The organism is Leisingera sp. JC1 (assembly GCF_001679925.1).
Lineage (GTDB): Bacteria > Pseudomonadota > Alphaproteobacteria > Rhodobacterales > Rhodobacteraceae > Leisingera.
On the sequence record NZ_LYUZ01000092.1, the window covers coordinates 191452 to 204146 of the forward strand.

Annotated in this window: 13 protein-coding genes; 5 read left to right on the forward strand and 8 right to left on the reverse strand. The window is 59.9% G+C overall.

Translation table 11 applies throughout. The features are described 5' to 3' along the window. The first annotated feature begins 37 nt into the window (after positions 1-37). The 4 genes from A9D60_RS13650 (at position 38) to A9D60_RS13665 (ending at position 2982) form a co-directional block, all read left to right on the forward strand. On the forward strand, positions 38-889 hold the full coding sequence (locus A9D60_RS13650) for a peptidylprolyl isomerase (protein WP_065268103.1): 852 nt from the start codon (positions 38-40) through the stop codon (positions 887-889). Positions 890-891: 2 nt separating this feature from the next. Beyond that, a complete protein-coding gene (gene argJ, locus A9D60_RS13655) occupies positions 892-2118 on the forward strand; it encodes a bifunctional glutamate N-acetyltransferase/amino-acid acetyltransferase ArgJ (protein ID WP_065268104.1) in 1227 nt (408 codons plus the stop codon). Further along, positions 2115-2513 (forward strand): 8-oxo-dGTP diphosphatase MutT, encoded by a 399-nt coding sequence (mutT, locus tag A9D60_RS13660; protein WP_065268105.1) that lies wholly within the window; start codon positions 2115-2117, stop codon positions 2511-2513. The genes argJ and mutT overlap by 4 nt, the downstream gene beginning before the upstream one ends. A 277-nt stretch (positions 2514-2790) precedes the next feature. Beyond that, entirely contained in the window at positions 2791-2982 is a 192-nt protein-coding gene (locus A9D60_RS13665) for a hypothetical protein (protein ID WP_065268106.1), read from the forward strand. Here A9D60_RS13665 and infB read toward each other — a convergent pair. The 6 genes from infB to pip all read right to left on the reverse strand — a co-directional run bounded on the left by infB (position 2963) and on the right by pip (position 10306). Beyond that, a complete protein-coding gene (gene infB / locus A9D60_RS13670) occupies positions 2963-5440 on the reverse strand; it encodes a translation initiation factor IF-2 (protein ID WP_065268107.1) in 2478 nt (825 codons plus the stop codon). The genes A9D60_RS13665 and infB overlap by 20 nt on opposite strands. An 8-nt stretch (positions 5441-5448) precedes the next feature. Further along, a complete protein-coding gene (locus A9D60_RS13675; protein ID WP_065268108.1) occupies positions 5449-6069 on the reverse strand; it encodes an RNA-binding protein in 621 nt (206 codons plus the stop codon). A 26-nt stretch (positions 6070-6095) separates the two neighbouring features. Then, a complete protein-coding gene (nusA, locus tag A9D60_RS13680; protein ID WP_039184591.1) occupies positions 6096-7712 on the reverse strand; it encodes a transcription termination factor NusA in 1617 nt (538 codons plus the stop codon). After that, a complete protein-coding gene (gene rimP / locus A9D60_RS13685; RefSeq protein WP_039172090.1) occupies positions 7712-8302 on the reverse strand; it encodes a ribosome maturation factor RimP in 591 nt (196 codons plus the stop codon). The genes nusA and rimP overlap by 1 nt, the downstream gene beginning before the upstream one ends. Positions 8303-8483: 181 nt before the next feature. After that, positions 8484-9329, reverse strand: a complete 846-nt coding sequence (locus tag A9D60_RS13690; RefSeq protein ID WP_065268109.1) for an ABC transporter substrate-binding protein — start codon at positions 9327-9329, stop codon at positions 8484-8486. Continuing rightward, entirely contained in the window at positions 9326-10306 is a 981-nt protein-coding gene (pip, locus tag A9D60_RS13695; protein ID WP_065268110.1) for a prolyl aminopeptidase, read from the reverse strand. Before pip ends, A9D60_RS13690 begins: the two co-directional genes overlap by 4 nt. Positions 10307-10356: 50 nt before the next feature. On the opposite strand from pip, the gene ubiG reads away from it, so the two are divergent. Then, the gene (ubiG, locus tag A9D60_RS13700) at positions 10357-11103 is read left to right on the forward strand and encodes a bifunctional 2-polyprenyl-6-hydroxyphenol methylase/3-demethylubiquinol 3-O-methyltransferase UbiG (RefSeq protein ID WP_065268111.1); all 747 of its coding nucleotides are present in this window, start codon (positions 10357-10359) and stop codon (positions 11101-11103) included. A 306-nt stretch (positions 11104-11409) separates the two neighbouring features. Here the strand turns inward: ubiG and A9D60_RS13705 are convergent, their stop codons facing one another. Then, complete coding sequence (locus A9D60_RS13705) at positions 11410-11850, reverse strand: MarR family winged helix-turn-helix transcriptional regulator (protein ID WP_019295272.1); 441 nt, start codon at positions 11848-11850, stop codon at positions 11410-11412. After that, complete coding sequence (locus A9D60_RS13710; protein WP_065268112.1) at positions 11850-12680, reverse strand: carbon-nitrogen hydrolase family protein; 831 nt, start codon at positions 12678-12680, stop codon at positions 11850-11852. Before A9D60_RS13710 ends, A9D60_RS13705 begins: the two co-directional genes overlap by 1 nt. Between the last annotated feature and the right edge of the window lie 15 nt (positions 12681-12695).

Below are 12695 nucleotides of genomic sequence, written 5' to 3' on the forward strand. Positions count from 1 at the left end.
GCACGGCCCTTAACGGCCAAGGAATAGGAAGGTTTCAATGCGTAAAGGTCTCACATTTCTGCGCGGTATGGCGGTTGCCGCCTGTGCTGCGCTGCCGCTGGCCGCAGCAGCATCTCCGCATGCAAACACGGTGGTTGCCTCGGTCAATGGCGAGGAGATCACCATTGGCCATATGGTCATGGCCCGCGAAAACCTGCCGGCGCAGTACAAGCAGCTGCCCGATGACGTCCTCTACAACGCAATCCTGGATCAGCTGATCCAGCAAACAGCATTGAAACAGCAGCTTCGGGGCCAGGTGCCCCACTATGTCGAGCTTTCGGTCGATAACGAAAAACGCGCCTTGCTGGCAGCGGAGGTAATCGAAACGGTCATGGAAAAGGCAAGCGGCGAGGAGAAACTGCGCGCGGCCTATGACGCGAAGTATTCCACCGGCGAAGGCGGTGATGAATTTCACGCCGCTCATATCCTGGTCGAAAGCGAAGAGGACGCGCTGGACGTCAAGGCCGAGCTGGATGCAGGCGCTGACTTTGCCACGCTGGCAAAAGAACGCTCTACCGGTCCCTCCGGCCCGAACGGCGGCGACCTCGGCTGGTTTACCACAGGCCGCATGGTGCCAGAGTTTGAACAGGCTGTCCTGAAACTGGGCTCTGGGGAAGTTTCGGGTCCGGTCCAAACGCAGTTTGGCTGGCACATCATCCTGCTGAACGAGCGCCGCAAGACAGAAGCGCCCGAATTCGAAGAAGTCCGTGCCGTGCTGGCTGATGAGTTGCGCCAGAAAGCGGTTGAGGAACGGGTGAACGAGCTAACAGCAGCTGCGGAAATCGAACGGCCTGAGATTGAGGATCTTGATCCGGCCATACTCAAAGATCTCAGCCTGGTAAGGAACTGATCATGGCCAAATCCATGCCCGTTTCGCCGCTGGCGCCTGCCAGCTTCCCCGACCTTCCGGTGATCAAGGGCGTGCGCTTTGCATCCGCTGCCGCTGGGGTCAAATACCAGGGCCGCACTGACGTGATGCTTGCGGTGATGGATCCGGGGACAGCGGTTGCCGGCGTCTTTACCCGATCCAAAACCCGCTCTGCGCCAGTGCTGGACTGCCAAGCCAAACTTGGCGGGGCTGCAGACACCGGGGCAGCAATTCTGGTGAACTCCGGCAACTCAAATGCCTTCACCGGCCACTACGGGCAAACCTCGGTTGCGGAGATCACTGCGGCTGTTGCAGCGGAGGCCGGCGTACCGGTCGAACGCGTCTTTACCGCGTCCACCGGCGTCATCGGCGAACCGCTGCCGCATGATCGGATTGTCGCTAAGATCGGCGAGCTGAACGGCGCCTTGGACGAAGGCGCACTGGAAGGCGCTGCCAAGGCCATCATGACCACGGATACCTTTGCCAAGGGCGCTTGCGCCACTATCGGCATTGACGGCAAGACGGTTAAGATTGCCGGTATAGCCAAGGGTTCCGGCATGATCGCGCCGGATATGGCAACGATGCTGGTCTACATCTTCACCGATGCAAAGGTAGAACAGGGAGCGCTGCAGGACCAGCTGGCCGGAATTTGCGATCGCAGCTTCAATTGCATCACCGTGGACAGCGACACCTCCACCTCAGACAGCCTTATGCTCTGCGCAACTGGTGCCTCCGGCGTGGATGCAACAGGCAATGCGGAGTTTGCTGCCGGACTGGAACGGGTCATGCTTGACCTGTCTCACCAAGTCGTGCGTGACGGTGAAGGCGCCACAAAGTTCGTGGAAATCCAGGTGACAGGTGCAGCTTCGGATGCTGACGCCAAAGTTCATGGCATGGCAATTGCCAACTCACCGCTGGTGAAAACCGCAATCGCCGGCGAGGACCCAAACTGGGGCCGCGTGGTCATGGCGATTGGAAAGTCCGGCGCAGCAGCCGACCGTGATTTGCTGTCGATCTCATTTGGCGATGTTCTGGTAGCGGAGAAAGGCTGGGTCTCGCCGGCTTACAAAGAAGAACTGGGCGCAGCGGAAATGAAGAAGCAGGAAATCACCATCAAGGTGGATCTGGGCCTAGGCAGCGGCGCAGCCACTGTCTGGACCTGCGATCTGACTCATCAGTACATCTCGATCAACGCGGACTACCGGTCATGAAGACGATTCTAGTCTCTGCCGTTGCCCTCATCGATGCAGACGGCAGGGTGTTGCTGGCGCAGCGGCCTGAAGGCAAGTCCATGGCAGGCTTGTGGGAGTTTCCCGGCGGCAAGATCGAGCCAGGCGAAACGCCTGAGGCCGCGTTGATCCGGGAGTTGCACGAGGAGCTTGGAATAGGCACTTGGGCTTCGTGCCTTGCTCCTTTGACTTTCGCCAGCCACTCCTACGAAGATTTTCATCTTCTGATGCCGCTGTTTGCCTGCCGTAAGTGGGAGGGCATCCCGCAGGCCAAAGAAGGACAAACGCTGAAATGGGTGCGGCCGCATGATCTGCGAGACTACCCGATGCCCCCGGCGGACATCCCGCTGATCCCAATTCTGCGAGACTGGCTGTAACGCGCTTTTGGCACGGCCTCTTCCGGGCCGTGCCAAAATTCTACAGGCCACTCGGCTGTCGCCAAGCAATTAGCAACCCCAAGCTGAAGCCGCGAACCTTTTCAACCATTCTGTTCAAATCCAAGTTTGCGAACCAACTCACAGCTCTGCACGTCAGCGGATCAGGAGGCGGTCATGATAGGAGCAATCCAAGCGGGACACTCTTCACTGGTTCAGGGCAGCTTCATACGGGCATACTCAGATGGGAAAACTACGGTGCGGATTGGCAGGAAAGCGTATGCTGGCCGTCCGGGCAAACCCGTTGCCTGAGCGCCACTCACACCTGCCAGGCAAAGATGGGCAGCTGAACAAGCTGCCCTTTTCCATGTGGCAAAGCGGTATTGATGCATTCCAAAAGGAAAAAGCCCCGGTCAAACCGGGGCTTTTCAAAACTCAGCTTAAAACGGCTATCAGTCGAGAGTACGCGTGACCTCTTCACGCTCGAAGATTTCGATCACGTCATTCGGGCGGATATCGTCGTAGTTCTCAAACGCCATACCGCATTCCTGACCAGACTGTACCTCGGACACTTCGTCCTTGAAGCGCTTAAGGGTCTTCAGCGTGCCTTCGTGGATCACCACGTTGTCGCGCAGCAGGCGCACGCCGGCCGAGCGGCGGGCAACGCCTTCGGTGACCAGACAGCCAGCAACCTTGCCAACACCGGTAACCTTGAAGACTTCCTTGATCTGCGCGTAGCCGATGAAGTTCTCGCGGATCTCCGCCGACAGCAGGCCGGAGGCTGCAGCTTTCACGTCATCCACCAGGTCATAGATCACCGAGTAGTAACGGATCTCCACGCCTTTCTGGTTGGCAGTATTACGGGCCGAAGCATTAGCACGGACGTTGAAACCCATGATCGGCGCGCCGGAGGCTTCGGCAAGGCCCACATCGGTCTCGGTAATCGCACCGACGCCCGAGTGCAGCACGCGAACGCGCACTTCCTCGTTTCCGATCTTTTCCATCGCCTGAACGATGGCTTCGGCGGAACCCTGCACGTCGGCTTTGACCAGAATAGGCAGCTCGGAGACGTTTTCGTCTTCCTTGGCCTTGGCCATCAGCTGTTCCAGAGTGGTCGCAGCACCGGCTGCAGCACGCTTGTCCTTGGCGGCCTGCTCACGGTAGGCGGCGATTTCGCGCGCCTGCGCCTCGGTCTCGGTCACATTCAGAACGTCACCTGCTTCCGGAGTGCCGTTGAGACCCAGAACCTCAACCGGCACAGAGGGGCCGGCTTCCTGCACGCGCTCACCCTTGTCGTTGATCAGCGCGCGGACCTTGCCGTACTGCTCACCCACAACAAAGATGTCGCCCTGACGCAGGGTGCCGTTCTGAACCAGAACGGTGGCAACGGGGCCGCGGCCCACATCCAGCTGGGCTTCGATCACGGCGCCTTGGGCGGCACGGTTCGGGTTGGCTTTCAGTTCCAGGATTTCCGCCTGCAGCGCGATGGCTTCCAGCAGTTCGTCCAAGCCCTGGCCGGTGTGCGCCGAAACTTCAACGTCCTGCACTTCACCGGACATCTGTTCAACAATCACTTCGTGTTGCAGCAAGTCCGTGCGGACCTTCATCGGGTCTGCGGCAGGCTTGTCGCATTTGTTGATCGCCACGATCATCGGAACTTCGGCCGCCTTGGCGTGGTTGATTGCTTCAATGGTCTGCGGCATGACAGCGTCGTCCGCTGCAACAACCAGAACCACGATATCGGTTACCTGAGCACCGCGCGAGCGCATCGAGGTAAAGGCCGCGTGGCCAGGGGTATCCAGGAAGCTCAGCGTGGTGCCGCTTTCGGTTTTCACCTGATACGCACCAATGTGCTGGGTGATGCCGCCGGCTTCGCCGGCCACAACGCGGGCATTGCGGATCGCATCCAGAATCGAGGTTTTACCGTGGTCGACGTGGCCCATAATGGTGATCACCGGCGGGCGCGGCTTAAGGTCGTCTTCTTTGTCTTCGACTTCCTTGATCACGTCCTCGACGTCAGCATCGGAAACGCGGGTCACCTTGTGACCGAATTCCTCAATGATCAGTTCCGCGGTATCGGCGTCGATCGATTGGTTCTGGGTGACCATCATGCCCATCTGCATGAGCGACTTCACCACATCGGCGACACGCTCTGCCATACGGTTGGCCAGCTCGGACACCACAATGGTTTCCGGCAGCTGCACGTCGCGCACAACCTTTTCACGCTCGACCGAGCCGCCCATCGCCTTCTGCCGCGCACGTTCCTGCTTGCGCTTCATAGCAGCCATCGACCGCTGGCGGTTGCCTTCACCGCCAGTTGCCTGGCCCAGGGTCAGCTTGCCGGAACGGCGGTTGTCGTCGCGGCCCTTGCCGCGGGACGGGCGCTGCTCGCGCTCGCGCTCGGATTTGCGCGGTGTTGCGGCAGGTGCAGGCTTGTTCGGCGCAGAACGCTCAGCTTTCGCAGCTTCCGGTGCCGGTGCGGCTGCAGCACGCTTTGCAGCTTCTTCAGCTGCAATACGCTGACGCTCTTCTTCTTCAGCTTTAGCACGCGCACGCTCTTCCGCCTCGCGCTGCTCGCGCTCCTTGGCTTCCTGCTCCGCCCGGCGGCGCTCGCGCTCTTCAGCGCGGGCCTTTTCCTCGGCTTCGCGTTGCGCGGCTTCCTCTGCCTCGCGGGCCTTTGCGGCCTGCAGAGCTTTCAGGCGGCGCTCCATTTCTGCATCGCTGATGCCGGCAGGCCGGCGCGATCCGGATGTGGAAGGTGCAGCACCGCTGCCTCCCTTGGCCGCACCCGGCTTGGGAACCACAACGCGTTTGCGCTTGGTTTCCACCACGACATTCTTGGTCCGTCCATGGCTGAAACTCTGTTTCACGTTCCCCGGACGGGAACCCCCACGCAGACCCAGTGTCTTTTTGCCGTCACTATCGCTCATAAAGCTACTTATCCTTCCGTGCGGCCGTTGCCGCCCACCATTTCGCGCAAACCTTGCAGTCGTTGCGCCTCATCTACAACACGTTTGCTGAGTCCGCCAGAGGCGAGGGCGGCATGGATTGCAGTTTGGCGCCCAAATGCCATTCCCAGCTCGTCCGCCGTGAGGCAGCCGATGAATTTGCCCTTGTAGGGCGTGCTCAGCTTCGACTTCCCGCGCCCTGACCCGTCGGAGGCCTGGATCAGAACCCTGGCCTCTTCTTTGGACAGCCAATCCTTGACCCGCTCAAACCCGGACACCGCTTCGCCCGATTTGCGCGCGAGGCTGATCAGTTCGATCAGGCGGCGGACAACCTGGCGCTCGACTTCCTGCACCAGCTCTTCCGGCACCTGGACCTGTGCCTTGAAACCGCGGGCGAACAGCTTCTTCTTGACTGCCGCAGCCAGAGCCTCGCGGCTGGAGGCCACATAGACACCGCGGCCGGGCAATTTACCCATCACATCGGGCACAACCTGCCCATCAGGGCCCATCACAAAACGGATGAGGCCCTGTTTGGGCTGGGACTCGCCGGTCGCGAGGCATTTGCGCTCGCTTTCGCCGGTCCGGTCTTTTGTTGCGCCACCGCGTGTCATGCAGGTCTCCCGTGCAAAGCCTGAAATCAGGCCTCGCCTTCCTCTTCGCCAGACTCTTCGCCTTCAGCGGCTTCCGCTTCCAGCTCTTCCGGATCAACCCAGCCCAGCATGATGCGGGCGGTCATCACCAGATCCTGTGCTTCTTCCAGCGACACACCGAAGGGTTCCAGGATACCGTCATCCTTGACCCGCTCGCCGCCATCCGTGGTCCAGCCGCCAGCTAGCTCCCAGTCCGCGCAGGTTGCGAAGTCTTCCAGCGACTTCACGTCGTCCTTCGCCAGCGCTTCGACCATCTGGGGGGTCAGGCCTTCAAACTGGATCAGGCTGTCTTCGGCACCCAACGCGCGCGCTGCATCCAGCGCTGCCTTGGCCTGAGCTTCAAGGAAGTCGCGGGCGCGGGCCTGAAGCTCCTCGGCGGTGCCTTCGTCGACACCATCAATCACCAGCAGTTCGTCCAGCTCAACATAGGCAACCTCTTCGAGGTTGGTGAAGCCTTCGGACACCAGAAGCTGGGCAAAAAACTCGTCCAGATCCAAGGTTTCCATGAACAGCTTGGTGCGCGCCTCGAATTCCTTCTGGCGGCGGGCCGATTCCTCTTCCTCGGTCATGATGTCGATGTCGAGGTTGGTCAGCTGCGACGCCAGGCGCACGTTCTGGCCGCGGCGACCGATAGCCAGGCTCAGCTGCTCTTCCGGCACCACAACTTCAATCTTGCCGGCTTCTTCGTCCAGAACAACCTTGGAAACTTCCGCCGGCTGCAGCGCGTTCACCAGGAAGGTGGGCTGATCTTCGTTCCACGGGATGATGTCGATCTTCTCGCCTTGCAGCTCGTTCACAACGGCCTGCACGCGGGAGCCGCGCATACCCACACAGGCACCGACCGGATCGATCGAACCGTCGTAGGAGATCACAGCAATCTTGGCGCGCGAACCGGGGTCGCGGGCAACCGCCTTGATCTCGATGATACCGTCATAGATTTCCGGCACTTCCATCTTGAACAGCTCGGCCATGAACTCCGGTGCGGTGCGCGACAGGAAGATCTGCGGGCCGCGCGGTTCACGGCGCACATCCTTGATGTAGCAGCGCACACGGTCGTTCGGGCGGTAGCTTTCGCGGCCGATCTTCTCGTTGCGGCGCAGGATCGCTTCGCCGGCGCCCACATCGACGATGACGTTGCCGTATTCCTCACGCTTGACTAGACCGTTGATGATGGTGCCGGCACGGTCTTTAAACTCTTCATACTGGCGGTCACGCTCAGCTTCGCGAACCTTCTGCAGGATCACCTGCTTGGCCGACTGGGCGGCAATCCGGCCCATTTCAACCGGCGGCACTTCCTCGACGTAGGTCTGGCCGACCTCGGGGTCCGCCATGTACTGGCGCGCCTGGTCGACGGTCATCTCGGCCTGGTAGTTTTCCAGTTCGTCATCGGCGACCACAGTACGGACGCGGGTAAAGGTGGCACGGCCGGTCTTACGGTCGATCGACACACGGATATCCATCTCGGCGCCATAGCGGCTCTTGGCAGCGCGGGCGAGGCTCTCTTCCATCGCCTCGATCACCAGACCGGGGTCGATCATCTTTTCGCGCGCCACGGCCTCGGCGGTTTGCAACAGCTCCAGCTGGTTTGCAGAGGTGATAGCCATTACTTGTTCTCCTCGTCAGACTCTTCGGTCTCGATTTCGTCGAATGCGTCTTCGTTCAGCGTGCCGGCCTCTTTACGCTGGCGCAGCATTTCCTTGATCAGATCATCGGTCAGGACCAGCTTGGCGTCGCTCAGCCAGTCGAATTTCAGACCAATGGTCACGGTCTCGCCCTGATCGTCGATATTGATCAGAACTTCATCCTCTTCAGTGCCCGCCAGTTCACCTTTGAAGCGGCGGCGGCCACCGACCAGCTCTTCGGTTTCCAGCTTGGCCTCGTAGCCTTCAAACATATCAAAGTCCTTCAGCCGGGTCAGCGGCCGGTCGATACCCGGGCTGGAGACTTCCAGCGCATAGGCGTCGATGATCGGGTCTTCGACATCCAACGTTGCGCTGACCGCGTTCGAGATCGCGGCGCAGTCGTCCACTTCAATGCCGCCATCAGGCTTATCGGCCATGATCTGCAGCGTCGTCGCCTTACCAGACATCAGCCGGATTCGCACCAGCTCATATCCCAGATCTTCGATCACCGGAGTGACGATCTCGGCCAGGCGCCGGTCAATGGCAGCTTTGGCAATCAGGTCGTTGGTCATCAGACCTCCACTTGGGGCGCGCAGACAAACGCCTGCAAACACAAAAAAACGGGCGCGCGGCCCGTCGAAATTCCCGGTGGAGCCTTGAGCCAGAGGTTCAACGCGCCGCTGTTGTCAAAGGCATATAGGGGGGATTGGGGAAAACTGCAAGGCTTGTGTTGTGGCGAGCCTCCGGACGGCCTTACAGCCGCCACCACCGTTCCGCGATGCGGCCGTCATCCAGCGGTGCACGCTGGCCTACCTTACGCGGGATGCCGACATCGTGGCGGGCGGCCAGCGCCATATCTTTGGACGACGGGTGATACAGGAATTCACCGCGCTTCAGCAGGCCGCGGGGATCAGGTAGCGCAGCCACATCGACATAGCCGTCGCGCAGTGCCTCAGCCCGGACTGAGGCATCCGGAATCACAATAATTTCCACCGTCTCGGCCCAGCCCGCTGTGCCGGCCTTGTAATGCCCTGCCACCTTCGATGCGCGGAAGTGGCGGTCCTCCTGAGCACGCTCAACGCGATAGCAGCCTGTTCCAACCGCCTTTGCAAGAGGGGCTGACAGTTCACCCCGCGGGGCGATCAGATGGTCCGCTCCGGCCAGCAAATACGGCAGATGAGGATTCGGCGCTTCCAGTTCGAGCAGCAGCTGATGGCTGTGCAACGCGGTGGCGGCCCGAAGATCAGCCCCGGCCACGCCCAGCGCATTCAAAGAGGCCGCGGCATCCTCCGCAGTTAACTGAGTGCCATCGTGAAAAGTTACGCCGTCGCGCAAATCAAAGGTCCAAGCGCGCGCATCCGGTGCGGACTGCCAATTGTTTGCAAGTTCACCACGCAGCAGACCGTCAGGCGCAATTTCCGTCAGCGTGTCATAAACCGCGCCGCGGGCGGCCTGTTCCAGCATCCCGTGCTCGCGCGGAACCGCCAGGCGCAAGACACCGCCAGCCTTGGGTGATGCATTGACCGACCCGCCAGCCGCCGCCAGCAAGGCAGCAGCAGCACCTGAGGTGAACAGCGCGCGGCGGTCGATGCGCGTCATGGCACAAGCTCTCCTGCGATCCGGTCCATTGCCCGGACCAGTTCTGCACTGATTCCCGGTTCTGACAATGCATGGCCAGCGTTACGCACCATCTTCAACTCCGCATTTGGCCACAGCTCCTTCAGGCGCCAGGCAGAGGATGGCGGGCAGATCATGTCGTAGCGGCCCTGCACGATTACACCGGGCACGTGCGAAATCCGGCCCATATTGGCAAGGATCTGACCATCGTAGTCAAGGAATCCGCCATTGCTGAAGTAGTGGTTCTCCAACCGCGCAAAGGCACGTGCATAATCCCTAGGGCTTTCACCGCTTTGGCCATTTGAATGGACGGAGGCCAACGCGTTTTCCCAGGCAGACCAGGCCCGGCCGTATCGCACCTCTTCTTCAAGCTTGCCCGAAAACAGCCGCTTTTTATATGCGGCAATCATATCGTTTCGCTCCGCATCCGGAATCAAGGAAACAAACTTTGCCCAGGTCTCCGGCCAGAACTTCCCTGCACCACCGCCGTAGAACCAATCCAGCTCTGCTTTGGTCATCAGGAAGACACCGCGCAAGATGATCTGCTGCACACGTTCCGGATGAGCTTGCGCATAGATAAGTGCAAGGGTCGCGCCCCAGCTGCCGCCGAACAAGATCCAAGACTCGATACCGAGCTGTGTTCGAATCAACTCCATATCTGCCACCAGGTGCCAGGTGGTGTTATTCTCGCAGGAGGCATACGGGCGCGACCGGCCGCATCCGCGCTGGTCGAACAGGATGATTCGAAAGATATGCGGATCGAAGTAACGCCGCATCGCCGGGCTGCTGCCCCCGCCGGGGCCGCCATGGCAGACAATTACCGGAATACCATTCGGATTGCCGCTTTGCTCCGCGTAAATTCGGTGGCCCTGGCCTGCGTCGATCATGCGCTGGTCAAATGGTTCGACCGGCGGGTAAAGATAATGCACAGCGCGCTTTTGGTCCGGGTATCTATCCATTACTGACCTTAGTGAAACGTCAGACTACAAAAGAGCACACGGAGACAGGAATGCAAGCGCCTCAATCCACGGTCGACCCTGCGGAAATCGCCAAATTCGAAGCGATGGCGGCGGAGTGGTGGGACCCGAACGGCAAGTTCAAGCCCCTGCATATGCTGAACCCGTGCCGCCTGGACTATATCACAAGCCAGATCTCCGGTGAGTTTGGACGCGACCTGACGTCACAGCGCCCTTTCGAAGGGCTGCGGCTGCTGGACATTGGCTGCGGCGGCGGATTGCTGAGCGAACCGATGGCTCGGTTGGGCGCGACAGTGGTTGGTGCCGATGCTGCTGAAGGCAACCTGCCGGTTGCGCGCATTCACGCCGAACAATCCGGGTTGGAAATCGATTACCGCCACTCCACCGCAGAAGCGTTGGCCGATGCAGGCGAGCAGTTCGACGTTGTGCTGAATATGGAAGTTGTGGAGCATGTCGCTGATCCGCTCAGTTACCTTACGGCAACTCAGCAGCTACTCAATCCCGGGGGCCTGGAAATCTGCTCAACCATCAACCGCAACCCCAAGAGCTTTGCCATGGCAATTGTCGGGGCAGAAGTGATCATGCGCTGGCTGCCGCGAGGCACCCATGATTGGTCGAAATTCATCACCCCAGACGAACTGTTCGAATTGCTGCGGCAAGCCGGACTGAAACCAGTGGACCGCAAAGGTTTCGTGTTCAACCCAATCACCTGGAACTGGTCAATCTCGGAGCGGGATCTGTCTGTCAACTATGTGACCGCCAGCGTGAAGCCTGGCTGACGACCCCTTCGCCAGCCATTTCCTGCGGCGCCTATCCAAATGGATAGGTGGTAATCCTTATGAACACTTTAGCCGCTGACTGACGCTTGCTATCGTCAAATAGCGGAAATGGAATATTTTCGTCTCTTTGCTGGGGCGCAAGCTCCGTAACCGAGTGATTGCTTGCCGCTTTAACGTTGGTGGGTCCACCCAAAGGTAACCGGAACCGCCACTCACGGATTGATGGGGACTGATGGGGAAAAAGACGCTTGCTTGCAGGCGTCTTTTTTAATCTATTAAATCAACACTTTAAAGGGCGCCAAACTTTCAACCGCTCTCTTCAAGCTTGCCGCGCAGCTCTCGCAAGATTGGCAATGTAGCCCGGACCCGGTCACTGCCCAGCTCCCCCACAACTTCAGAAATCACGGGAATAATTCCTGCAAGTGCAGCGTCACGGGCTTGTTTTCCCGCAGGGCTGATGGCCACCATCTTGCGCCGGGCGTCATCCCAATCGGGGCGGACATGTATGTAGCCTGCCACTTCCAGCTTGTTCAGCGTGTTGGTCATCGCTCCGCGGGTGACATGGAATGCCTTGGCCAGCTGCGCTGGCGACCGTTCAAGCCCTGCACGAGCAAGATGGTTCAATACGGAAAAATGCGACAGCTCCATCCCCTTGGGCAGCACTTTGCTGAGACGTGACCGGGCCAGCTGGTCAGCCATCAGAATTTCGCTGAACAGCGATACTGCCAGAGAATGGGTCTCGTCCATCAGGGTCCGTCAAACTCCCGGTCGTGGGTCAGGGAAGGCACGCGCTTGCGTGCTTCTGCCACTTTTTCCATGTCGAGATCAACGTAAGTCACGCCAGGTTCCTGTCCTGCGTCTGCCAGAACCTCGCCCCAGGGAGCAACAGCCAGGGAATGGCCATAGGTTCGGCGGCTGTGGCCACGGGACGCCGGATGCTTACCGGTTTGCGCAGGCGCCAGCACAAAACAGCCGGTTTCAATGGCGCGGGCGCGCAGCAGTGAGTGCCAATGCGCAGCGCCAGTCACGTAGGAAAATGCAGCAGGCACCGTGATAATCTGCGCACCGTTCTTCGCAAGAGCCCGGTGCAAACGCGGAAAGCGAACATCGTAACAAATGGTCATTCCGATCTTCGCAAACGGTGTTTCGGCCACCACAGCCTTGCTGCCGGGGCGGTAGCCATCGGATTCCCGGTAAGTCTCCTCCGGCGTGACCTCCACATCGAACATGTGGATCTTGTCATAGCGCGCCTTGATTTCACCGTCAGGCGAGATCAGGAACTGGCGGTTGGCAAAACGGCCGTCGTCGTCATGGGTTTTGATCCCCAATGACCCAAGCAGAAGCCAGATACCATGCCTGGCAGCCTCTTCCTGCAAGGCCGCCAGAGTCGGGTCGCCCTCCTCGTGGCACAGCACGCTGTTCTGATGTGTCCGGCTGCCTGACAGGCAATTGGTGACTTCCGGCGTCAGAACAAAACCTGCTCCGCCGCGCACAGCCTCTGCCATCATCGTCTTCACTGTCTCCAGATTTTCAGCCGGAGCGTCTGTGGACGTCATTTGAAGCAGAGCTGCGCGCATGTCCGGTCTCCGGTC